The organism is Variovorax beijingensis (assembly GCF_003951285.1).
Classification (GTDB): domain Bacteria; phylum Pseudomonadota; class Gammaproteobacteria; order Burkholderiales; family Burkholderiaceae_C; genus Variovorax; species Variovorax beijingensis.
The window spans coordinates 1-23,401 of the sequence record NZ_RXFQ01000026.1; the positions used below are offsets into that span (position 1 = coordinate 1).

Genomic DNA, 23,401 nt, shown 5'->3' on the forward strand with positions numbered 1-23,401 from the left:
GCGTGATGAACAACTGCATCCGCCAAGCCATGCTCAACGGCACTGCCATGGCGGAGCCTGAGACAGGCCTGTGGTACATCGCAGTCCAGGTAGCACGCCTCGAGCAAGGGCAGGAGACAGCCGTTCTGGATGAGTCGCTGTTGCCGTTCTTGGGTAAGGGGCGCCTGGTGGTGCATCCCACGCCGGACTCGACGTGGTGGCACATGTTGCCCTTCACGCTGACGCTGGACACTGGCAACACGCTAGCGTTCATCCAGCGGGAGGTGCTCATCTTTGTGGTGGTCGACGTAATGCACGCAAAGGAGCTGTTCCGCCAGGCCGGCGTCCATGCGGTGGCGCTGTTCGACGGCACCTGGGCATTTCAGATTTCGCGGGACGCAGAGGACTTCTCGGCTGGCGTTTTCCGTATCGCAGAGCAGCACTTCCTACGCGTTACCCACGACTTCCTGTCTTTACGCTGGTTCGTGGAGGAAAACGCTGCGTTCCTGTCGGCATCGCTGGAAAAGTCCTTTCCGCACGCTGAGCCGGGAACCGAGGGTGAGGTAGCCGGCCGCTTCATGTTTGACGAGGGCCAAATGGCGGAGTGGAGGAGCGTCCGAGACGTTTGGGACCGCGAGGATGAGGCGACGCCCTCGGAAGAGGATGGCCGGGGGCGGCCCGACCCCACCCGCTAAGGCAGCTAATGGCTTGCACGCCGCCTTTGGTTGCGGCGTGGTGTAGCCCATTGCTCAACACACAACCTGTACATTCCAGAAAAAACACCGGCGTCGTGTGTGTGCACGTTCGCGCCGGCAGGGAGAGAACATGTACATCGAACAGGTCATGCTAGCCAACTTCCGGTGCTTCGGTCCTCAATCGCCGATGCCCGAATCCCCATAGCTTCGTCGCCCTCTTGAGCCGCAGCGGTGCATTCCGCGGTTTCCTCCTTAGAGGCTTGTCCAACACCTGCCCTCACGCCGTTGTCGTGCGCGGGCTCGCCCACGTCGGTTTGCATCACGATGGGCTGGTATCGGGGTGGCGGCTCAGCAGGCCATTCAGATCATCGGCGCCGATGACATCGGCCGGCCCCAAGATGAAAGGCTTGAAAAGCTCGATCAGCTTGTCCTTGTCAGCCGGTGAAAGCGGCAGCGAAGTCACAAGGACATAGCGCTGCGGGCGAAGCCGCTCAACCTTTGGGAGCTCGCTGCTACGCAGATGCGACAGCAAATTGCTGATGGACGATGATGCGTAGTGCTTGCACTGCACGATTGTCGTGCCGCCTGCCAGCGGCGCGTAGCGGAGATCAATGCCTTGATCGCGTCCGCACTTGAAAGCCTCCATCGCGACATGCCACTCGGCCTGCAGCAGATCCCGTGTCAGCTCTTCGAAGTCCAGGGGAGACAGCGATTTGTAGTCATAGCGGCTCATCCATCACCTGCCTTTATTCGCCGACTTCGACTTCCATTTCCGCCTCGGCCTCGATCTCTTCCGTCTGGGCTTGCAGTTCGGCAATGGCAGCGCGCAGAGGTTCGTAAATCGTGATCTCACCGCCCTGGATTTCAAACGTCACCGCAAGGGCGTAGCGGGCGACTGAACCCGGATCGTGGCTCCAACCCTGGTGACCTACCACGGCGATGCAGAAGTGGTCGGGCAGCGCGTTCGAGCGAACGATGGCCCAGTCCTTTTGCACCGTGCCGCTGTTGCGCTTGTGATCGCGGATTACGCCCCACTGCGGCTTTTCGTGCAAGGTCCATGGCAAGGTCGATCCAGGCAAAGGCTCATCGTCATTCGCGGCGTTTTTCAAGGCGCGTACCCTGAAATCGTTGAGGCCTTCGCCGAGGTTGCTGGTCTTCCAGTCAACCCAGGTCGAGAGATAACGCCGCAAGTTCCGGCGCGTGCGGCGAGGCTGAGCCACGTAGGACAGCGTGACATCAATCCGCACATCGAATTCATCCGCCTGTTGGCGAAGCTCCGGCGGGATCGGCACCTGATAGACGTGGCACTCGGCCGCGTGAATCTGGGTTTCGCCGCTGGTGATGAAGGTCGTGCGGTGATCGGTGTTCGCCGTCGCGCGTTGCTCATCAGGAATGCCGTACCCCAGGCAGCGCAGCGCATGCGATGCCGCACCCAGCAAGGCCTGCTTCTCTGCCTGAGGCTGGTTATCGGGAGGATTGCGCAGGCGCGTCAGCACGTCTTCCGCCCAGGTCGGCCATTGCGCCGATTGCACGACAAGCGCGCGGTACAGCAGCGCCGGTTCGTCGGGCAGCACGCGTTGCACGTGTGCCGCGATGCGGGCGACTTTGGGAGCGGCATAAGAGGTGCCGGCATCGTCGCGATCGGATGCCGGGCCTACTGTATGCAGCGTTGACCTGACCAGCTCGGGGCAAGCAGCCGGGATGCGGCCGCCACCTTGGATATCGGGCGGGTTGTTGGTCGTGCGGACAGCATCGCCGCCGTAAGCAACGACTTCCGGCTTGATGACGTTCCAGATGCCTGGCCCCGTCCGCGAAAAGGCAGACGGGCCATCGGGCTGGATCGCGAAGGTGCGCCATGCGCCTGATTCCGCAACGTCGTAGGCCACGGAGCCGACGGTCAGCGCTTGCAGGCTCTGACCTGGATTGGCGACCCGGACGGAATCCTCGGTGAGATAGCCGGGGTAGTCCCGGCCAGCGGCAAGGTGCTCACGGATGCCAAGCAGCGGCGCGGCCCCTTCGATTGGCAGGTTCCCCGCGCTCTGCACGACCAGCACGTCGCGCTCATTGCAAAGCTGGTCGATCTCCGCCGCCCATGCGGACATGTAGCGCGTGCGGCAATAGCCGCGCGCGTTGATGGAGTGATTGAAGATGCGCGTCTGTCGCACCCCGTCGTTGAAGCGCTCGACGGCTTGCCGTATGGCCTCCGGCGGGAAGAACGTGACGGGCATCAGGTTTTGCGCATTGAGCACGCGCGCGTTCTGAATCCAGAACGGCAGTGCCGGCGCACCGGCCGTGGGGATTTCCTCGCCGTAAAGCACGGCTCCGGCCACCCTGGTGCCGTGGCCTCCGGGCGCGACTTCATCCGCTACCGCTGTGGCGGCCGTTCCAGGCAGAAAGCAGTGCGATGCGGCCTGATCGACGGCCGGCTCAAGCAAGGCATGCCCTTCCTGAATGCCGCTGTCGATCACGCAGACCGCTGGCGCATCCGCATTGGGCGGAGTCGGAGCGACCTGTTGGCCTGCCTGACCGGACTGGGCCGCGACCGCTTGCGGCAGAACGATGTCTTCGGGCTCCAAAACTTCGAAGATGTAGGGATAGTTCAGGACGAAGTCCTTGAGCCCCTTCCCCGAAATCTTGAGCCGAACCGTGAAGCTGTCGGGCAGCACGCCGGCGCTGAACGGCGCGCCATCGATATTGTGGAGGATCTCGCCCTGGTAAACCGCGCGGAAGCTCTCAATCTGGTTCTCGCGCTCGATCTTCAGCGCTTCCCAGGTGTCGTAGGCGGCATTGCGCTTTTGCGACCAGTCGAGTTCTTTCGCGGCCCAGGAGGCGTCGGTATCGCGCTTGCCGCGCTTTGGCACCGCTGGGATTTCCTGGGTGCCGGCACAGGCGATGCCGACATCGACAATGAAGTCTTGAGCGTCGGCGATGTTGCCCCATTCGGCAAAGAGCCGGTCCGACAAGATGCGGCCGAGCCGGTCGGTCTGATTGGGGTCATCAAACAACTGATGGATGCTGGCAATCGTGGCCGAGCCATGAACGTTCACGGCAAAGCCATTGACCATGGCGAGGAACGACGCCACGTCGATGTCTGCCGACGCGACGATGACATAGCCCTCTTCCTGCTCCGCCACGATCTCGAAATCGAAGTACTCCCGCAGCACATCGAGGTCCAGCCTCGGGTCCACCTTAAGCAGGATGGGGATGCCGTTCGGTATGACCGGCAGTGCTTGGCCTTGGCGTTGTGCCTGGCGCTGCTTCCAATTGCCCGACAGTGCTTGTGCGGCACCTTGCAGCGTGGCGCTGTGCGCCTGCCGGGCGTTCTTGTTGGCAAGCGTTTGGGGATTGGTCTTGCCTCCACTGGGCAGGCGCGCACGACCTTGATAGCGGAGTAAGAGCGGCAGGTGTTCGAAGTTGTGCTGGCCGGGCATGCCTTATCCCCTGTGCGCCCCGTCGTGCCGCTGCAGTTCTTCGATGGTTTGCGCCAGCATGCCATGCGCCAGGGTCTGGCCGCCTGCGAGAACAGCGGCCTTTGCCGCATCCTGCGCTGCTTTGACCACCATCGCCGCAGAAGAGCCGTTCAGCTTCGAAGCCAATTGGCCCCAATGCATCGGCTGTTCAAAGCGCACAGTGGAGAGCGTCATGCGCAGCAGCTTTTCGATCTCCCCGGGGCCTGGCAGCGGGATCGAGAACACATCATCAAAGCGGCGGAACAACGCGGGGTCGAGAGCCGATTCCAGATTGGTTGTTGCCACCAGCAGGCCCGGTGCGTCGTACTCCTCCATGAGTTGGAGCAGCGAATTGACGATGCGGGATACCTCGCCGATGTCTTTTGACGCGGTGCGCGACCTCGCGATGAAGTCGCATTCGTCGAGCAGCAGCACGCAGGGCTTTTCTCGCGCGGCGCTGAAGATCGAGCGTAGGTTTTGCGCCGACTCGCCGAAGAAGGATGAAATCAGCACGTCGAACCGCACCTTCATCAGCGGCAGGCCTGTGTTCCAGGCGAGACGCTTGGCCCCCAGGGACTTGCCGCAGCCGGGTGGGCCGTAGAGCAGCACCGTCTTCCGCGGCTTGAACCCGAAGACGCGCAGGCGATCGCGCGCGGCATATTCCGCCTCGATGCGCGCGAAGCGCTGCTCGACCGCGTCCGGCAGCACCATGTGGTGCTCAAGCTGATCGTGCGGGATGAGCGTGGCCAGGTTTTCGCCATGGCGGCGGCTGAGGGGCAGCTCTTTGAGCGTCCGATCGACATTCACCGCCGCTGAGGGCGTGTCGGACCGTTTGGCCTTGGGCTGCTTCAGGATCGCTTCGAGCTGAGCGGCGAGCCGGACATGTCCGGTCTTCCGTTCAGCTTCGACGATCTTGCTCGCCAGCCGATCCAGGTCACTCTGTGAGCCATCTGCAATGGCTCGTACTACTCTTTTGAGAATATCGGCGTTCATGCGACATTACCTTTACTTGCGAGCCGTCGGACGAGTGGTAGCACGCCGACGAGCTGGATTCCATTGCCAAAGGCTGGTCCGCGCACTTGCGGCCTGATCGAGTGTTGCCGGAGCATCGCAGTCATGCGACGGCCTCCAGGCCCCGCTTCTGAACCAGATGCAGCAGCTTGAGCGCAGTGCCTGCGGGCTTCTTCTGCCCGATCTCCCACTTCTGAACAGTCGAGAGACTCGTGTTCAGTAGGCGCGCAAACACCGCTTGGCTGACATGCGCGCTTTCGCGGATGCGCTTGATCTCGGCAGGCTCCAACGGCTCGACCGGCGGCAGCCAGAGCGGGTCAAATTCGCGCAGCGTGACTTGATGATCCATCTCGCTGGCCTTATGCAGCCCTTTGGCCGTGTCGCGCACGGCTTCAATGATGGGTGACCTCGTCTTGCGCATCGCAATCCACCTCTGCCGGCACGCTATCAAGAAAACTTTGCAGTTTATAGCACCTGGTGCTACAGGCTCGCAAGCTGAGTTCCTTGGTATGGCGTCGCCACCACAGGCGGCCGGCTGCCACGCTCTGCGCGCCCCGAGCCCCGAGCCCCAGGTCTCGGTCTCCGGAAACGCCCCGCTCAGGTGGCCGACGCCGATGACAGCAGTCAGTCTCGAGCTGGTGTTCGCGAAGGTCTGCTTTGCGCGGCCGCTGACGCTCAGGAGGCCGCGGTCGACCGTCAGCAACCAGTCTGAAGCGGGCGCACGCGAAGGACGGTTGTGCAGCGATTGCCGTCTGTCGGGGCATGAGGCCCGGCTCACGCTCTGTAGACCAAATCGGTCAACGGCTCACTGGTTGACCTACGTTCACCAATGGCTGCTGTCGATGGCGGAGTAGCCGTCCAAGCATTCGGCCCGCCGCCGGCGCAGCCCGGCCGGCGAGCCGCGAATCTGCGCAGTTTGGGGCGTTAAGCTACGATCTGTTGCAAATCGAAAATGGCAAGAGGGCCGCGAATGAGTAGCGAATATCTGATGAGATTCCTCGAGATTGGTGCTATCGATCTGAAAGGCGATGACACCAAACTCGAAAAGCTGCGCGCGACAGCGAAAGACCTTTCCGCGGTCTTGAAGAAGGCCCCTGCCAAGACGGTCTGCTTCACCATGGCAGCCGCTGACCCTGGCATCGCATCGGACGATACGACCATCCAAGAGGCGATGACGGCGCTGCGCAAGCAGTGGGAGACCGTGTCCAACGCGTACGCCCGTCCTCCCGTGGCCATCCTGCGAGCAATCCTCCTTGATGCCATCGTCCTGGCCGCCCGGCTGGATGACGCAATCGCGGTTGCGTTCGTCAACACGGCGCGCAACGCCCTGGCACAGGCAGAGACCTCTGACGAGGAGGAGGTCTGGCGCGAGGCGGTTGGCGAGATTGAAACCAAAGTCGATGCCCGCGCTGAGGAGGAGTGGGCTACGCCGGAAATGATTGCCGTCGCGGCGCTGCAGTACAGCCCTCCAGCTGCTGTCACCGCTTCTTTCAAGCCCACTAAGGTCGAGCGCAGCAGTCTGAGCACCCAGATGCATGCTGCAGCTGGTCCTTGGGGCGGTACGAATTCGAACCAGTATCAGCCGAGCCACCATCCTCAGCAGTGGTCGGCAGAGTTCGCCAGCAAGATGAGCGAGGCCGTTGCCCAAGCCATCGACTCTGCAGTTGAGGGATTGAAGCCCGCTCCCGTCGACCTGTCGAAGCCATTGACGGCGTTGGCGAATGCAGTTGCGGTTCACGTGGACAACGTCCTTGCTAGCTTCAGCACTGCCACGGCCGGTCTGCAACGCCGCACCAACCTCCTTTGGTGGAAGGAAGCCCTCTACTCGCCCAGTGCCCACGAGAGTTATCTCGACCTGCCTCCCTATGAGGCGGCCGCCCTGATGGCGCTGGACCTCCATGAGCAGGTTCCGACGTACTCGCCAGCCAGCGTATCGTCGTTTCTGAAGGAATCGATCCGCTGCCTGCCCGCAGAGCCGTCTGGTGCGGATGGCGGCAAGCGGGAAGTCGCCGTGCTAGTTCAAGATGCCCGTACGACCGCATTCATGCAGCCGTTCCGCAGCCTCGCGGCGCAATACGCGCAAGCAGCGGAAGGACGTGGCCCGCTGCTGTCGGTAATTGGTCACCCGCAGAACCCTGGAGCCATCGACGCCGGGAAGTTCCGCGCGCTTGTCGGCATCGATGCAACCGCAAAGATGACGCCCGCCGAGTGGGGCACCTACCTTTTCCGAGAACTCCAGAGCGCGCGAGCGACCAACACTGGCATCAAGCGTTCGAAGCGGAAGTAGGTCGCCATGGACCGCTGTCCGCACCCCAAATGCTCCGCTGACGACAACATCACATGCTCTCTGGGCCACATCAAGCTCGCAAATTGCCCTGAGTGGAAGAAGGCCGTCCAAACCTCCACGTCCACGCAACCTAATCAACAAGACGAGCTGGCCGTGCCGTGGAGCGGCTCCGCCCTGGGCGAGTCCGACCTCAACTTCATCAGCGGCAGGGGCAAACCCATCACCGTTGGAATCGTGGGCCCGGAAAGCTCAGGCAAAACCACGGTGCTGGCCGCGTTCTACTTGGTGCTCGGTCGTGGCAACCTGACATCCGAAGACAGCCTCTTCAGCAGCTCGTACACGCTGGCTGGTTGGGAGGCTGTCGCCAATAACCTTCGCTGGAAACCTGGCCAACAAGCCCCTCACTTCCCACCGCACACCACCAGCCGGGCCGCACGAGCACCGGGCATGCTCCACCTGGCCTTCCGTCGCCAGGATGGATCGCTGCGCGATCTGCTTTTCGCTGATGCCCCGGGAGAGTGGTTCCAGAAGTGGTCCGTCAATCAGCAATCTTCGGAAGCCGAAGGCGCCCGCTGGATTGCCAAGCATGCTGACGTCACCTTGCTGATTGCCGACCGCCAAGCGCTCGCTGGGCCCGTGAAGGGAACCGCCAGAAACGAGTTCCAGCTGCTGGCTCAGCGTGCGGTCGCTGAATCACAAGGCCGGCGCTTGGCTCTTGTTTGGACCAAAGGCGATGTGGAAGTGGCGCCAGCGATGGAGGCGCAAATCAGGAAGGCATTGGGCTCCACTGCATCCAATGTGCCCGAGTTCACGGTCAGCGTTTTCAAACGCGGCGAGGTCGAAGCCGCGGAAGGCTTTCAGAAGCTGTTCAGCTGGATCCTTGAGACCAAGCGCCTAGGCGTGCAGCTGCCCACATCGGAAGTGGCCGGCCACGACCCGCTGTTCCGCTACGGTAGGAGATAACCGGTGCTCGCCCAACACAGCATACTTTTGGTCGGTGAATCGAATGTCGGCAAGACCCACTACGGCGCGCAGTTCTTGAAGCGACTGATGGTCGAGTCGTGCGCGCTCAAGCGCAATGGCGCCGCGACGAACCTGGAAGCCTTCACCACTGCGCTCAGCTGCCTGGCCGACGGCAAAGCGACCGACCACACCCCCGCCAGCACCTACGTCGAGAGCGTCTGGCCCATCAAGGACGAGGCCGGCCGCACCGCGGAACTCGTATGGCCAGACTACGGTGGCGAGCAGGTGCGCAACCTTGTGAAGCAGAGGCGCATTCCTGCTGCGTGGCGTGAGCGCGTCCTGGCCGCAACGGATTGGGTCGTGCTGCTTCGTTTGCACTCGCTGCGTGCAGAGGACGACCTGTTCTCCCGGCCGCTGCAGGCCTTTACCGGCCCTGAGATCAAAGAAGTCACCGAGTACGAGCCGTCAGACCAGGCCAGGACGATAGAGCTCCTGCAGATGCTGCTCTACCTCGCCCAGCTGAACCTTGACCGCAAGCTACGCAAGCCTCGCCTGACGGTGCTGCTGAGCTGCTGGGATGAGCTTGAAACCAGCGAGACGCCAGAGAAGATGCTTGCAGCAACGCTGCCGATGTTCTGGTCGTTTGTCCGGAGCAACTGGGAATCCCCCACCGTAATGGGGCTGTCGGCCCTAGAGAAGGCGCTCAGCAAGACCGAGTCGAATGAGGAGTACGCGATTCGCGGCCCAGAGGAATTCGGCTACGTCATCTTGCCTGATGGCAAGAAAGACAAGGACATCACGCTGCCTATCCAGCGGCTGATGGCCCAACCGGCCTGAGCGCAAATGCGAGTTGAACAGGCCGTCTACGGTCAAGTTGGCGAGCGTGGTCATGGCTTGCGGGAATCGAGCGACAAATCTCGGCTTGCGGCGGAAATCTACGGCCGGCTGGACCTTCCCGACGGCGTTCCCGGCGGGGTGCAGGGGTGGTCGCCGTTCGTCCGTGGCTTCCCCGTTGGCGACCACTATGTGATTGCCAAGACGTTCCTGGACTCCAGTGCGTCCCGCGGAGGTATGGTCCTATCTCACGCGCTCATAGTGAGCTTGGACGACCTATGTGGCCTCGGCAGCCTGGCCCCGCTGTTCGGGCTTCTGGCAATGGCCGTAGACCAGTTCCCGATTTGGATCACGACTCTCGACCTTCAACTTGCTGGCAGTCATGAGCTGTATGCACCTGATCTGGTCGGAGCGGCCAATGCGCTGGCGACGCAGCAGCAACTGCCGGTCGTGAGCGTAGGCGTGCCAGGATTTGAGGGTCTGGTCGATGCGCTTTGGCAGAACCTCAGCCTCGAGATGCGTCGCTCCTTTGCGTTTCGACTGAGCTTTGGGCCAACCGACTTGGTGGAGCAGCCGCTGCCCACAATTGTCTGCACGCCTGAGCAGCTTCGCGCTCGCTGGCTGAAGCATGCGGTGGTCAATCCGGATGACGCTGTGCCGGCGTCGGCGGTGGCTGCGGTGCTTTGTGGTCAACGGCCGCTCGCCCCCTTGGTGGCGCTCGCGGCCGACCTCGGGGTTACGCTTTCGACGGTCAAGGATTTAAGCCGTCTTGAGAGACTACACACCTTACTTGAAGGCAGGGGCGATTTCGATGACCTCCTTTCGGCGGTTCGCATGGTCGACGGTATCTCCTCGGACCCGAAAGTTGGCGTTGCCACCAAAAGCGCGCTCCTGAGCAGGCTTGTGGGACTCGTCCCTTCTGCCAGCGCTAGCCAGCTGCTCGTCTTGCGGAATCTGCTCTTGGCCGGGTTCTCGCAGGCCGAGCAGTTCTGGTCGGCTGTCGAGCTTGCTGTGGCCAAGCTGAAGTTCGAGCCGGCGCAGGACGCTGAACTCGGTGAACTCGCACAAGCCGCTGGAGATGAGGAGCTTGCGTTCGAACCGTGGCGGGCCGCTGCTACCTCGGGGCTGCTGGCCGCGTCACGCAAGGACGGTGCGCCAATTTACAACGCGGTCTGGCGGTGGGCCGAGGGCAACTCGCCCGCGTTTTCTGCGGTCGTGGATGCCCTGCCGACTGAGCGCGCATTTGAGCAGCGTCTCGCCGCTGCTGTGCCCAAGAAGCTCTCGGTCGTCAAGCCGGAGCAGGTGCTCGCGCCTATGTTGAAGAAGCGCTGGCTGGTGGCCCATGGCACCGTTCTGGCTGCGACGCTCGCACCGAGCGATGCAGCGCGCCAGCAGCTCAAGGTCGACAAGGCCGCTGGCCATTCCGAAGGCTTGAAGGCTGCGCTTGGCCACGCGAACGCTGCGCAGGTGTTGGAGTGCGCGGTCAGCGAGAAAGACTCGCGGCTAGTAGACATGGCTGCGGACATGGCGGTTTCTGACCCTAGAGTGCTCTCCGGCATCCGTGGCCAGCACGTCTCCGCTCAACAGGTCTGGGCCGCTGCAATCAAGAAGAAGTCCTCGCTGTGGAATGCGCCTAAGAAGCCCTCTGATGTTCGAGACACCGTCTTGGAGCAGCTAGTCGACGGGCATGCAGTCGAGCCGAGCCTGCTCGAAGTCTTGGCGCACACACCGCTCGCGGATGTCTGTTCGTTCCCGAGACGAGCTGAACTTTGGCATCGGCTGCCCCAACGCGATGCCTACCTGCAGGCAACAGCAGCCGGATGGCTGGAACAGGCTGGGACTAGCGGCAAAGCAACAGCGCCCGAAGACACACTCGAGCGAGCCATCATTGCAAGCCCCCACCTGCGAGCTCTCCTTGGTAGGCCGTCTGTGCCAGTCGACGCAAGCCTTTCGATCGTCGCCGCGCTTGCGTCGCTCTCGGAGTCGATGTTCATCACATGGCTCGAAACGATGCTGCGGGGCATGAGTGTGCTTTCCACCGCCTCCTCGGGGAGGCTGGGGACGCTCGTTGCATCGCGGCGCTGGGACCGTGCTGCGAATATTCTCGCCGACTTTTATTCGACGCGTCGGAGCGCCGACCTTTTGCCGGCGCTCCGCGCGTGTTCGGGGTTGCTGGGCATGTTTACCCGCTGGCGGCTGGGCGTGTCTGCTCCGACTGTCACTGAGAAATGGGCCGCTCTGGAAGATGCAGCATGCGATCTTTACCCCGCCGGTCCTGATGACGAGCAGCTTTGGTCACGGGCAGGAGGAAAGAAGTCTGACCTTCCCGGAGGATTCCAGAGCGGCGCCGCCCGTTGGCATGCGGCGCTGAGTTCAGTTCGGTTCGGTGGCCGACCTAAAGCTCGAGAGCTTCTTTTCCACATGCTGAAGGACTTCCCCGACAACGAGCAGTTGCGGCTCTACGCCAGCGACACCGACATCGTGGGCTATCGCTAACCCGCGCATCACAACCCATTTCAGTCATGAGTTCGCCTAGCTACCACCGAGGACATGCGCTGCTGGTCGGCGTTTCTACGTACCAACACATCTCATCCCTGCCGACCGCAATCCTCAACGACGTGAAGGACATCGCCGCGACGCTGTCGTCGGCTGACTACTGCGGCTACGCGCAGGACAACGTCGTGTCGCTGCTCAATGCCGATGCCACGCGACAAACGGTGTTGGCTGGTCTGGGCGCTCTGGCCGCCCGCGCCGGGGAAGATGACACCGTCTGCGTGTACTTCTCTGGCCACGGTGCAGTTCTGCCGAGCGCCGGTGGCGATGACAGTGCGCTGCTCACCGTGGACAGCGACCTTGCCGACCTCGCACGCACCGCCATCAGTTCCGCTGATCTGGCTGCCGCGCTCGGCCAAATCCAGGCAAAGCGCGTCCTTGTTTTCATCGACTCCTGCCACGCTGGCGGCGCCGCCCTTTCCAAGGGCCTGAGGGACGGCCAAGGCCACGAATTCAAGTCTGGTTACAGCCCAAGCGCTTTCGCCAAGCTCGCGGTCGGCACAGGGCGAGCCTTGATGGCATCGTGCCGCGCCGATGAGGAGTCCGGCGTCTTCTCGGGAGCGAGGAACAGCATATTTACCACGGCGTTGCTTGCAGGGCTAAAGGGCGCCGCGGAAAAAGACAACAGCGGGGTCATCAAGGTCTTCGACCTGTTCGAATACGTGGCCGAAGAGGTTCCTAAGGCTGTCTCGGACGACCAGCATCCCGTCTTCAAGGCTGACAACCTTGAGCAGAACTTCCCGATCGCGCTGAGTCGTGGCGGAAGGAAATCACCCACCAGCGCTTCCACGCCGTCAATGCCGGTCGATGCTGACCGTTGGCGCCAGCTGGAGCAGTGCCTCGTCGAACTCTTCCCGACTGGGCCGCGTGAACAGGAGTTGTGGACGCGGGCCGGTGGCGACCTTTCGAAGCTTCAACTCCATGGCTCGGGTCAAGCCATGTGGCATTCCGCGATGCGGACCCTCAAGCAAGGCGGAGGCGGCAAGAACATCAACTTTGGCTCTCTGATAGCGGCGGCGAAGGAAGACTTCCCGAATCACCAGCTGCTGACATCGCTGTAGGACCGTCGTTGAGCACAGCCGACGAGGGGCTGACCATTGACGTTGAACGTCATCTTTGCGCGGCTCATTCGCAGAACTCTACTTCCGCCTAAGGTGACATGAGTCTGCCGCGACACGAAGAAGCTGCCATTCGGACGTGTGCGCGGCCGGCCACACGGCCGAGTAACCGATTCCGAGGGTGACGCGGCCATTCGCAGCCGGCGACGCTCAATGGCTGGTGTTGGCGGATGCTGCCGTCCAAGTACGGATGCGCGAACGACTCACATCAGTCTTAAGCGGAAAGCTGAGGCCCTACTCTTCAGGGGGCCGAAGGAATGTCGGCTGTAACGCCCCCCGCACGCCAGGGACTCGTTTCAGCGGAGTCAGCGAGCTTTCCCATTTCACGATCGTTTAGTTCCAAGTTAACTGAGAAGAATTCTGAGTCAGCTGAGAACCGACACCGGTGGCGGCGAAGCGTTCATCGTCTGGTCCACCACCTCGCGCACCAGCTCGAGAACGGCCTGCTGGGTCAGCGTGGCCGGCCGCTGCGAACTGACGGCCAGCGCCAGCCGGCTGCGCAGCGGCGGATCCACGATCCGCCGGATGCCGAAAGCCTCCGGCCGAGGCGCGGTGAGCACCGCATTCGAGGACAGCACCGCCGAGCCCACGCCGTCGATGACGAGATCGAGGATCGCGGCCACGCCGTCGATCTCCATCGCGATGGCCGGGCGGCATCCGATGTTGGCCAGCTCCGCCTCGACCAGCATGCGGATGGAGTTGGGCTGGGTCGGAATGACGAGCGGCTGCGACGCCACTTCGCGCAGCGGGACCTCCCCGCCGGGCTGCGTGGCAGGTCCGACCAGGTAGAGGTCTTCCTCGAGGATAACCACGCTGTCGACGTCGGCCGAGGGCGCAGGGTTGTAGAGCAGCGCCAGGTCGATGCGGCCCGCGGTCACCGATTCCTGCAGGGCGCTCGAAAGCGCCTCGGTGATGGCAAGGCGCGCATCGGGCAGCTGCTGCCGGAAGGCGCGGGTCAGCGGCACGGCAATGCGCTTGGCGATGCTCGGCGGCAAACCTACCGCGACGCGGCCGGCCAGCGCGCCGCGCATGCGGCCGAGGTCTTCCTTGGCCCGCTCGATCTGGTGCAGGATGCCCCTGGCATGCGCCAGCAGCAGCGTGCCCGCATCGGTGAGCGTGACGCCGCGGCCATTGCGCGTCAGCAGGTTCTGTCGCAGCTCCACTTCGAGCTGGCGCACCTGCCGGCTGAGCGCGGGCTGGGCCACGTCGATCATGATCGACGCGCGCGTGAAGCTCCCCAGCTCGGCCACGCGAACGAAGTACTCCAGCTGCTTGAGGTCCATGAAGTGGAGTCTAGGCCCGCCATCCCCTGCGGCAAGCGCTTGCCGCTCTCAGGCCCAGTACAGCCGCATCGGGTTGTCCACGAGCAGTTGCTGCTGCAGCTGCGCGGTGCGCGCAATGCGCGGAATCATGTCGACCAGCGTGCCGTCGTCGGGCATGTGCGTCCTGAGGTTGGGATGCGGCCAATCGGTGCCCCACAGCACGCGGTCCGGGAAGGTCTCGACCAGGCGCTGCGCGAACGGCACGACGTCATCGTAGGCCGGCGGCCCGGAGACCGACATGCGCTCGGGGCAGCTTACCTTCGACCACACGTTCGGATGCTCGCGCATCAGCCGAACGAAGTGCTCGAACTGCGGCCCATTGATGGGCTGAGTCACGTCGGGCCGGCCCATGTGATCGACCACCACGGTCGTCGGCAGGCGGGTGAAGAAATCCCAGAGCTCTGGCAGGTCCTGCGCCTCGAAGTACACGACCACGTGCCATCCGAGCGGCGCGATGCGCTCGGCGATGTTCATCAGCACCTCGCGCGGCGTGAAGTCCGCCAGGCGCCTGAGGAAGTTGAAGCGCACGCCGCGAATACCGGCCTCGTGCAGCCGGCGCAGGTCCGCCTCGCTCACGTCCGGCGCAACCGAGGCCACGCCGCGTGCGCGCCCGTTCGAATGCGCGATGGCATCGAGCAGCGCACGGTTGTCGCTGCCGTGGCAGGTGGCCTGCACGATCACGTTGCGCTCGAAGCCCAGCAGGTCGCGCAGCGCGAAGAGCTGGTCCTGCGAAGCATCGCAGGGCGTGTACTTGCGCTCGGGCGCGTAGGGAAACACGGCCGCCGGGCCGAAGACGTGGCAGTGCGCGTCCACCGCGCCGGGCGGCGGCGTGAAGCGCGGCTTCGACGGATCCGGGTGAAAGCACAGCCAGTCCTTGTCCATCGTGCTAGCCGGCATGGCGTGCCTCCATGGCGGCATGGACCGAAAGGCAGGGAACCGGTGTTTGCATGGCTCGCATCTTGCGCAGATTGCGGCCCGCGAGCGAGCGCCAAGGCGCACTAGCAGCTAGCGCATTTCGGTATGGCTCTGCGCCTGCGCGGTGGCCAGGTACATGGCCGTGGTACCCACCGAGGCGTGTCCGAGGTTGTTCTGCACGACCTGGATCGGCACCGGCACCTGCCCTTCCCTGCCCCGCAGCGCATGGGATCCATGCGAGTGTCGCAGCCAGTGAGTGCTTGCTTTCTTTAGCTGCTGCGCTTCGGCGCCGCGCAGGCCGGCCGCGGCCTGGGCGACAAAGGCCTTGATCGCCTGGTACAGGCCCGAGGCGGACCATGCGGCCGGCCGGCGCAGTTCGGCATCGAAGCGCGCCAGCACGTGGATGCCGCGGTTGCTCACGGCGCCGACCTGCCGCTCGAAGCCGTGGCGGGCGAGCTCGTCCTCCAGCTCGGCCACCAGCGCCGACGGCACCGGCACCCGGCGGCAGCGCCCGGCCTTGCCGGCCACTGCCAGTTGCCAGCCGGTGACCAGCGCACCATCGGCGCTGCGGTACTCGATCTGCTGCAGATCCTCGCACTTGGCGCTGGTGATCTCGGCCAGCCGCAGGCCCGTCGCATAGAGCCAGCGCATGCCGCGCCGCAGCCGGCGCCTGGCTTCCGTGTCGGCATGCGCCTGAAGCAGTGCATCGACGTGGTCCCACTGCGCGAAGCTCAGCGCGCGGCTGGAGTCCAGCGGCTGCTGCAGGCTCGCGGGCGGCGCCAGGGTGGCAAAGGGGTTGCCCACCAGGTAGTTCCGGTTCACGAGGAAGGCATGCAGGCTGCGCAGGATCGCGATGGCCTGGCGCAGCGCCGACGGCGCCAGCGGCCCTTCCATCGGCCGCCACAGCGGCGACCAGCGCTGGTGATGGCGCGCGCCGCACCAGTGGGCAGGCGGATCGAGCAGGAAGTCGCGGTAGTCGATCGCATCCTCGACGGTGAGCGACGACAGGGCCTTCCCGCGCTCCAGCACGGCCCAGAGCAGCAGGCGCTCGGCCTCCTTGCGGTAGGCGCGCTGGGTGGCCGACAGGTCGCCGGTGGCCTCGCCCGCACGCTTGGCGCTGAGCCAGGCTCCCACGGCCTCGTGGTCGTTGGCGGCCATCAGAAGGCACTGCCCGCGCGGCGCGCGGTTGGTGCCTGCGCTGCCGTCGAGCTCGGCGGGGAGCACGAACTTTTCATAAGGCACGAGCGCGGTGCCGCCCGGCACCACCGCGGCCAGCGCCAGCGGGCCGAGCTGCGCCCGGGGCGTCATCGCGTGGGCGCCGATGCGCAGCCCCAGCACCTGTTCGTTGGCGCGCAGCCAGTCGAGGATGCGCGCCGCCTTCAGCTCGCCCACGCCCGGCACATGCACCCACCAGCGCGAGCCGATGCCGTTGATGTGCTCGACCAGCGCATGGAGCGTGCGCAGGCCGGCGCGCTCCAGCCGGCCTGCCACCGAGGGATTGAGCCATGCCGACACGCTGTCCAGCGGTCGCGGGTCCTGGGCGACCAGGTTCTCGAGCCAGCGCAGCGCTTCGAGCTGGCGCTCGACCACGCGCGCGCGCCGCGAGGGCCGGGCGCCCTGCCCTGTTCTGCCCGCGGCCGGGTAGGCGGCCTCGTAGGCCTCGACCTGTTCGGATTCGGAGAAATCCTCCAGGCCGTTCGCCACGGCGAACTCGGCCAGGCTCGGCAGCGCCGGCGCCGCGGAGAAACGGTCCGCATCGAGCAGGATCAGCCGGGCGGTGCCTGGCTTGTGCTCGCGCCGCGCCGCCGCCGCGAATTCGTCGCGGATCCACGCGATGGTGCGGCGCACGGTCCGCAGGTCGGTGTGTTCGCCTTCCAGGCGCAGGTAGCGGTCCCAGCTGGCCCGTTCGTCGAGCCCCTGGGCCAGCGCCCGCATGAACGCGAAATGTCCGCGGTGCAGCTTGCGCGGAATCAGGGCCTTCATGAGGCCGATGTCGGGTTCCGCTCGCCGGCCGGTTGCCAGAACTTCCACCACGGGCGCGGCGGCGGCCCGGGGTCCTCCGGCAGCTGCTGCAACTGGCTCACGCGCGTGCGCCGACGCTGCTCGACCTCGAGCGCATGCGCGATGCCGAAGGCCTCGCGGTCGCCGCGGCCCGCAAGGGCCCGCCAGCTCGACGCCAGGCGCGCGAGCTCGTCGTCATCGATGTGGGACAGTTGGGAGGGTGTGGGAACGGCAGGCATGTCTGTCGCACTCATGCGGAGGTCCATCTCGCCGGTACGGCGGGATGGACCATGGCCTTGGCAGATGCCGGCCGGCCGTCTGGTACGGGGGTCGTTGTCATGATTGGCTGATGATAACTGAAGTAATCATCAATACACATTTTGTGTTGCAACCAAGCATCTTCGCGAGCACCTTCGCCTAAGTCGTTGATTTGATTGGATTTTATCCGGGTTCGTCGAGCTGCAGATCGCCACGGGAACCCCGTGGGAAGCTTGCAACAGCCGCCGACCCCCGGGTCCCCGGCTCGAGCGGCCTCTGTCCATGCAAGCCCTGTGGCCTGTCCGTATGGGCCCCACGAGGCGCCGGCCGTGCTGCCCTCTCGTACGATATTCGGCATGGGAACAAATCACATTCGAGGTCTTTCATGAACCCCCTTGTGCGCCCCCTGGCCCTGGTTGCCTTGCTCGCCGCCGGCGTCATTGCACCCGCCGCCGCGGACCCGTACAAGGACGAGAGCGGCCACGGCCGCGGCAAAGGACGGCACGGCGGCCGCGAGTACAAGGAAGAGTTCCGGGACGGCCGGTGCAAGGTCGAGCGCAAGTGGGAGAAGCACGGCGAGTACAAGGAAAAACGCAAGTGCAAGGACCACGCCTCGCGCGCCCCCGTGTACGAAGCGCCGGTCTATTCAGGCCCGCCGCCGGGCGTTGTCGTCCAGCCCCCTGCGATCGTCATCCAGCCCCCGGCCATTGTGGTCCGCCCCTAGGCGGCGAAAGCCCGAACCGGCCGGTTCCCACGAGGCGGGCCGGGCCGGGCCGGGCCGGGCTTTGATTCCCTGCCCTGCCCGGCGACTTCCTGACGCCGGCCCGGGTGCCGTTGCGGCCGCCGGATGCCCGGGAGTCGCGGCGGAAGGAAATCCCAACGGTTCTCACATTGGCCCTGCCGTCCTCCCCCGGCAGGCGAATCTACAGCGTGCGGGCCTTGCGCAAGGCCTCAGCGATGCCGGCTTCGAGCGCGTCCTGGCTGGCCTCGGTTGCAGCGTCCGGAACGATCGTGATCGTGATCTCTCCGCTCTTGGCGCGCACCAGCGTGCCGATCTTCTGTCCCGCGGACAGGATGTCGAGCTTTTCCGAGCGTTCGAAACCGGGCTTGGCATCGAGCAGCCTGGCGACGACCATGGCCGGCGCGAGGCTGTGGCCGCGCAGCCTTTCCACGCGCTTGAGGACGCCGCGGCGGTCCTTTTCCATGGCGGCGTTGATCTGCTCGGCATGGCGAAAGCTGATCTCCAGCGGGCTGCGGAAGCACTCCACCACGGCCGTCGGCAGCTGCGCCACCATGAGCGCCTTGCGCACCCAGGTATGGCTCACGCCGAGCGCCTCGGCCAGCTGGCGCTGCGTCGGGAACAACTGCTCTTCCAGCGCGCGCTGGTACATCAGGCCCTGCTCGTAGTTGGACAGATCCGCGCGTTCGCGATTCTCCCGGTCCATGGCGGCGAAGAGCGCCGCGTCGCCGAGTTCGTCGACCCAGATGGACGCCAGCACCGGAATGCCGAGTTCCAGCGCGGCCCGATGCCGGCGATGGCCGAAGACGATCTCGAACTGGCCCGGTTCGTCCTTGAGCGGCCGCACCAGGATCGGCTGGACGTTTCCGCCGGCATGCTCGATGTCCGCCTTCAGGCCCGCGAAGGCACTGCTTGTGAACGAGGCGTCGTGGCGGTTCGCCCAACGGCTCGGATGGATGGTTTGGGGATCCATCTTGCGCGTTGGCAGCGAGCCTTCGTACTGGCTGAGCTTTTCGCGCAGTGCCGCCATCTCGCCCTCGACCTGCTGGATCTGGCCACGGAAAGCCATCATCTGGCCAGGGCCGGTGCGCGGTGCGAGCGAGCCGCCGACGGCTGGTGGAAACCTGGTTTCCACGGCGTTCGAGGCCGACGGGTGCACGGCGGGAGCGGCGGCCGGGGCCGGCGCATCGGCCGGATCCTTTGCCGCCTCGGGAAGCATCAGGCCGGCAGTCAACGCCTCCAGCCGCTTGCGGGTGCTAGCCATGATGGACACTCCTTGGCGCGGGTTGCGCCGCCGTCAATGCCGGAAAGCTGGGACCTTTGCAGCCGTGGCCCGCCGTCGTCGTACGGCGGCGCTTCGGCACCGCGGCGCCGCGGCCGGCAACGGCAGCCCGCGGCCGTGGAAACCAGGTTTCCACGGCTTGCGGCGCGGCGCGTACAGACAAGGAAGGCAGGCCGGTGGAAACCAGGTTTCCACGCGAGGCGCCTTCCGCAAACATCGCCGGCCTTCTCATTGCTTGGCCTTTCCTTGCGCCGTCCAGGCGCCGATCACCGACTGCTCCACGAGTTCCACGAACGAATCGTAGGCGTCCACTGCGCGCTTGTAGGTCTTGGCTGCGCCCTCGTATTTCTGCACGTCGTAGACCGTCGCGAATTCCGCGGCCTTGTTGCTGGTGACGCTGGTTTTCGGAATCTCGACCGGCAGCGTGTACTCGCCATAGGTGGCCTGGATCCACTGGCGCACTGCAGGCATCGCCGGGTCGGCCGCGTCCACACGGCTCAGCAGCACGTGCAGGAAGTCGAAGGCCTTGCCCTCGCGGTCCTTGCTCTGGCCGTCCAGGTTGCCGCCCAGGTCCGCGAGCAGCGACCAGAACTGCGCCGACGAGGCGAAGTCCAGGCCCGAGGGCGGCACCGGAACGACGATGCCGTTGGCCGCCCACAGCGCGTTGATCGTGACGTACGAAAGGGAAGGGGGCGTGTCGATCACGATCACGTCGTACAGGTCGCGCACCGATTCCAGGCCTTCGTTCAGCACGTCCCAGAACTTGGCGCCGGGCTGCTGCATCTGGCGCGCGGGGAGGGCGAACTCGGCCGAGAACAGGAAAGGTGCGGCGGCGACCAGATCGATGCCGTCCCAGTAGGTCGAGCGGATGGCGTAGCGGATGTCGTTCTCGGACCCGTCGCACAGCGGCCCGATGGTCATGTCCTCGGTGACCTCGGCTTCGGGCAGCAGGCCGTGCAGCGTGGTGAGCGAACCCTGCGGATCGGTGTCGATCGCGAGCACGCGGTGCCCGCGCAGGCTCAGCCCCTGTGCCAGCACCATGGCCGTGGTCGTCTTGGCCACGCCGCCCTTGAAATTGCCGACGGCGATGGTGATGGCCTTGCGGCCGGCCGGCCGCATCTTTTCCGCACGGTAGGTCCGGGTCCAGCGGCGCAGCTCGTCGAGCTCGAAGGTGCGCTTGCCGCCCGACGGGGTCAGCCGGCCGGCCGGCAGGTCTTCCTTGGTGATGCGGTAGGCCACATGCGCCTTGTCGACGCCGCACAGGGCGGCCAGCTGGGCGGTGGAGTAGGTGGGCGGGATCTTGCGGGCTTCCGGCGCCAGCAGCATGCCCCGGATCTGCTCCACCATCGACCCGGCCCGGGTCGCCAGCGCGGCGATCTTCTGCATGTTGATGGTTTGGCGGGGAGGCACCTGGACGTCGTTGGAAACCAGGTTTCCACCGGTCAAAGGAACGGGAACGGACATTTTGTTTGGCCTTATTCGACAGAATACGGCAATTCTATGAGAATCTGTCGAATGAACAAGTTTCGCGGAGAACTCAGCTACAGCGCCGCGAAGTATTGTGAGGAAGATTGGGGACCAAGAGCCCGGCGCCTCGCAGGCCAGCGGCCGCAGGACCCGAAAACCGCGGGCAGGGCGCCTCGTGCGGGTCTTTTGCGCGCCAGGCCGCCGCTGCGGGCCCCAAACAGGGGCGCTGCCCGGGGCGGGAACCCATATCCACTCACATTGGAACCCATCCGGACTCACAAAAGTGGCGCTTGTCTCCCAACCAGGCTCACTCCAAATCCCAGCCGTTCTCACATTCAATCCCAACCGATCTCACATGAGAGGGCCTAAGTGGCTGTCACGATGGAGGAAAACGGAATTCCAATTCTTCAATTCCCCAAGTGTTTATCTGCAAACATACCAAGGCACCATGGCCGGTGTAATGTGAATTGACTGAATCACAATGCAGAGGCATGATGTGAAACCATCTGATTGCCGCAGCGGACCATGGTCGAAGAAGACAATTCACAATCCCGGTCTCCGCCGCGGCAACCGCCCACGGCGGAGGAGCAGAGCGTTGCCAAGGCCAACGAAGCCATCGCCATCCGTCCCAAGCGCGGCCGGCTCACCCTGCTGTCTCGGCGCATCTACAACGCGCTGCTCTACCACTCGCAGCGCCAGGGCGTGGACGAGCCGGTCTACCGGCTGACCTTGAGCGAACTGATCGGCGACGCCCGCTTCAACTCCAACAACACCGAGCTGCTCAAGTCGCACCTGCGCGACATGCAGGCCACGACCATCGAGTGGTCGACCAGCAGCAGCTCGCTGAAGCGCTGGGTGTCCTCGCAGCTGCTCGGCACGGTCACGATCGAGGAGCAGGGCAGGGGGCGCCCCTGCATGGTGACCTGGCGCTATCCGGACGAGATCAAGGAGCGGCTGGTCAAGCCGCACCAGTACACGCGCGTGCTGCTGGAGATGAGCAGCCAGATGCGCAGCTATTCCGCCGCGGTGCTGTACGAGATCGGCGCGCGCTATCTCACCTCGCCGGGGCGGCTGTCGATGCGCGAGGACGTGGTCTGGTGGGCCGCGGTGCTCACGGGCCGCAGCGACATCAAGGAAGTCGACTACCGCTTCCTCAAGCGCGACGTCATCAGCAAGGCGCTGGCCGAGATCGACGCGCTGTGCGAGGACTTCGGGCTCGAGCTGATCGAGCACAAGCGCGGCCGCAAGATCGAGGAGATCCAGTTCCGGGTCGTTCCCAAGGTCCAGCAGCGCCTGGGCGACATCAGCGCGTCGAACCGCAACGTCTTCGACCTGGCGCTGGTCGGACGACTGATCGCGCTGGGCCTGAAACAGGACGAGGCGCAGGATCTCTACGCCACCACCGACGAAGGACAGATCCGCGCCACGCTCGACCATGTGGACCAGCGGCTGCGCAATGCCTCGATGCCGGTGCTCAAGTCGCCGGCGGCGTATTTCAAGGATGCGCTGAAGAAGGGCTATGCCGGCGTGACCGCGATGGAGCCGGCGCCCAGCAGCGGTCCGGCCCCGGCGCTGGCGCCGCCCGCGGCGGTGCTGTCGGAGGCCGACCGGCTGCGGCGCATCCGCGAGCTCTGGGAGAACGACCGCATGGGGCAGGCGCGCGCCGTATTCGCCGAGATGCCGCAGCCCATGCAGGCCGAGGTGCGCACGCGCTTCGAGGCCGAGCGGCTCGATCAGGTGGCGGCCCCCATCGCGCGCGCCTGGCGGCGCGACGGCCCCGCCAGCCGCGTGGCCGCGACCACTTTCTTCCGCTGGCTGGCCGAGGACACCTGGCCCGAAGAGCCCTCCGACCGCGTGCTGCTGGACTTCGCGCTTCAGCGCGGTGTGGCGGGTCTCTGACGGCGTCGTTTATGTGAGCGCACACTCATCGATCGAGGCGCATAACAGCGCGTGCTTCAGCCGGCCTCGCACTCGTCGATGAAGGTCTCCAGCAGCTTCTTGAGCTGGCTGGTCTTGCGCGGGCCGAGTGCCTCCTCGATCAGGTGGTGGTGCGCGTCCACGCTCTTCTTGAGCCGAGACACCGTCTCCAGCCCGAGGTCGGTGATGTAGACCAGCACGCGCCGGCTGTCGGCCGCGTCGGCCGCGCGCTGCACCAGGCCGCGGCTCACGAGCTTGTCGATGTTCTTGGTGAGCGCCGGGTGGTTGAGCAGCACCAGCTCGGCCAGCTCGCCCATGGAGCGGCCCTGCTCGTCGGCGAGCACCTGGAGGATGCGCCAGTGCTCCTCGGTGACCTCTTCCGCCGCGATCGACTGGGCCAGGCCGATGCGCATGCGCCGGTTGGCCGAGGCCAGCAGATACGCCAGGTATTGCGAAATGTCTTGCTCGGGCATGGGGCGAGGCAACGGTCTTTGTCGCGTGGTTGGAAGCCGCCAGTTTAGCAACGATCCTTTTCCCAGGAAAGTATTGGCGCGATTTTTGCGATAGCGTCTGCCCCTGTTGCCGTCTTGGTGCGTTGCCCGGGAGCTCCC

The 23,401-nt window shown here is 64.8% G+C and carries 19 protein-coding genes; 8 read left to right on the plus strand and 11 right to left on the minus strand.

The genetic code is table 11. The features are described 5' to 3' along the window. The coding region (locus EJO66_RS32720; RefSeq protein WP_206168904.1) for a hypothetical protein at positions 1 to 674 on the plus strand (674 nt) is incomplete at its 5' end. A 319-nt stretch (positions 675 to 993) separates the two neighbouring features. On the opposite strand, the gene EJO66_RS29485 is transcribed toward EJO66_RS32720, so the two are convergent. The 4 genes from EJO66_RS29485 to EJO66_RS29500 all read right to left on the minus strand — a co-directional run bounded on the left by EJO66_RS29485 (position 994) and on the right by EJO66_RS29500 (position 5,555). Continuing rightward, positions 994 to 1,407, minus strand: coding sequence for a restriction endonuclease (locus EJO66_RS29485; protein ID WP_125966880.1), 414 nt, complete (start codon positions 1,405 to 1,407; stop codon positions 994 to 996). A gap of 13 nt (positions 1,408 to 1,420) precedes the next feature. Further along, on the minus strand, positions 1,421 to 4,105 hold the full coding sequence (locus EJO66_RS29490) for a S8 family peptidase (RefSeq protein ID WP_206168905.1): 2,685 nt from the start codon (positions 4,103 to 4,105) through the stop codon (positions 1,421 to 1,423). 3 nt (positions 4,106 to 4,108) lie between these two features. Beyond that, the gene (locus EJO66_RS29495; protein ID WP_125966881.1) at positions 4,109 to 5,116 is read right to left on the minus strand and encodes an AAA family ATPase; all 1,008 of its coding nucleotides are present in this window, start codon (positions 5,114 to 5,116) and stop codon (positions 4,109 to 4,111) included. 121 nt (positions 5,117 to 5,237) lie between these two features. Further along, complete coding sequence (locus tag EJO66_RS29500) at positions 5,238 to 5,555, minus strand: helix-turn-helix domain-containing protein (protein ID WP_125966882.1); 318 nt, start codon at positions 5,553 to 5,555, stop codon at positions 5,238 to 5,240. Between the two features lie 549 nt (positions 5,556 to 6,104). Between EJO66_RS29500 and EJO66_RS29505 the strand changes: the two genes are divergently transcribed. From EJO66_RS29505 to EJO66_RS29525, 5 genes are read left to right on the plus strand one after another with little or no spacing between them, the layout of a single operon-like run. Continuing rightward, a complete protein-coding gene (locus EJO66_RS29505) occupies positions 6,105 to 7,421 on the plus strand; it encodes a GTPase-associated system all-helical protein GASH (protein WP_125966883.1) in 1,317 nt (438 codons plus the stop codon). Positions 7,422 to 7,427: 6 nt separating this feature from the next. After that, a complete protein-coding gene (locus EJO66_RS29510; RefSeq protein ID WP_206168906.1) occupies positions 7,428 to 8,384 on the plus strand; it encodes a TRAFAC clade GTPase domain-containing protein in 957 nt (318 codons plus the stop codon). A gap of 3 nt (positions 8,385 to 8,387) precedes the next feature. Then, a complete protein-coding gene (locus EJO66_RS29515) occupies positions 8,388 to 9,221 on the plus strand; it encodes a TRAFAC clade GTPase domain-containing protein (RefSeq protein ID WP_125966884.1) in 834 nt (277 codons plus the stop codon). 6 nt (positions 9,222 to 9,227) lie between these two features. Further along, entirely contained in the window at positions 9,228 to 11,714 is a 2,487-nt protein-coding gene (locus EJO66_RS29520; RefSeq protein WP_125966885.1) for a GAP1-N1 domain-containing protein, read from the plus strand. A gap of 26 nt (positions 11,715 to 11,740) precedes the next feature. Further along, entirely contained in the window at positions 11,741 to 12,832 is a 1,092-nt protein-coding gene (locus EJO66_RS29525; protein WP_125966886.1) for a caspase family protein, read from the plus strand. Positions 12,833 to 13,254: 422 nt separating this feature from the next. Here the strand turns inward: EJO66_RS29525 and EJO66_RS29530 are convergent, their stop codons facing one another. The 4 genes from EJO66_RS29530 to EJO66_RS29545 all read right to left on the minus strand — a co-directional run bounded on the left by EJO66_RS29530 (position 13,255) and on the right by EJO66_RS29545 (position 17,381). Next, entirely contained in the window at positions 13,255 to 14,172 is a 918-nt protein-coding gene (locus tag EJO66_RS29530) for a LysR substrate-binding domain-containing protein (RefSeq protein WP_125966887.1), read from the minus strand. 48 nt (positions 14,173 to 14,220) lie between these two features. Then, positions 14,221 to 15,108, minus strand: a complete 888-nt coding sequence (locus EJO66_RS29535; protein WP_125966888.1) for an amidohydrolase family protein — start codon at positions 15,106 to 15,108, stop codon at positions 14,221 to 14,223. A gap of 108 nt (positions 15,109 to 15,216) precedes the next feature. Further along, the gene (locus EJO66_RS29540) at positions 15,217 to 17,109 is read right to left on the minus strand and encodes a phage integrase family protein (protein ID WP_125966889.1); all 1,893 of its coding nucleotides are present in this window, start codon (positions 17,107 to 17,109) and stop codon (positions 15,217 to 15,219) included. Beyond that, complete coding sequence (locus EJO66_RS29545; RefSeq protein ID WP_124959901.1) at positions 17,106 to 17,381, minus strand: hypothetical protein; 276 nt, start codon at positions 17,379 to 17,381, stop codon at positions 17,106 to 17,108. Before EJO66_RS29545 ends, EJO66_RS29540 begins: the two co-directional genes overlap by 4 nt. Before the next feature lie 389 nt (positions 17,382 to 17,770). On the opposite strand from EJO66_RS29545, the gene EJO66_RS29550 reads away from it, so the two are divergent. After that, the gene (locus EJO66_RS29550; RefSeq protein ID WP_125966890.1) at positions 17,771 to 18,109 is read left to right on the plus strand and encodes a hypothetical protein; all 339 of its coding nucleotides are present in this window, start codon (positions 17,771 to 17,773) and stop codon (positions 18,107 to 18,109) included. Positions 18,110 to 18,308: 199 nt separating this feature from the next. On the opposite strand, the gene EJO66_RS29555 is transcribed toward EJO66_RS29550, so the two are convergent. Together EJO66_RS29555 and EJO66_RS29560 are read right to left on the minus strand one after the other, a co-directional pair. Beyond that, on the minus strand, positions 18,309 to 19,388 hold the full coding sequence (locus EJO66_RS29555; RefSeq protein WP_124959903.1) for a ParB/RepB/Spo0J family partition protein: 1,080 nt from the start codon (positions 19,386 to 19,388) through the stop codon (positions 18,309 to 18,311). Between the two features lie 246 nt (positions 19,389 to 19,634). Then, on the minus strand, positions 19,635 to 20,792 hold the full coding sequence (locus tag EJO66_RS29560; RefSeq protein WP_240648882.1) for an AAA family ATPase: 1,158 nt from the start codon (positions 20,790 to 20,792) through the stop codon (positions 19,635 to 19,637). Positions 20,793 to 21,398: 606 nt separating this feature from the next. Between EJO66_RS29560 and EJO66_RS29565 the strand changes: the two genes are divergently transcribed. After that, positions 21,399 to 22,772 carry a replication initiation protein gene (locus EJO66_RS29565; protein ID WP_124959905.1) on the plus strand — a complete coding sequence of 458 codons (1,374 nt, stop codon included), beginning with the start codon at positions 21,399 to 21,401 and terminating at the stop codon, positions 22,770 to 22,772. Positions 22,773 to 22,828: 56 nt separating this feature from the next. Here EJO66_RS29565 and EJO66_RS29570 read toward each other — a convergent pair whose 3' ends face one another. After that, on the minus strand, positions 22,829 to 23,263 hold the full coding sequence (locus EJO66_RS29570) for a MarR family winged helix-turn-helix transcriptional regulator (protein ID WP_124959906.1): 435 nt from the start codon (positions 23,261 to 23,263) through the stop codon (positions 22,829 to 22,831). Positions 23,264 to 23,401: the final 138 nt, after the last annotated feature.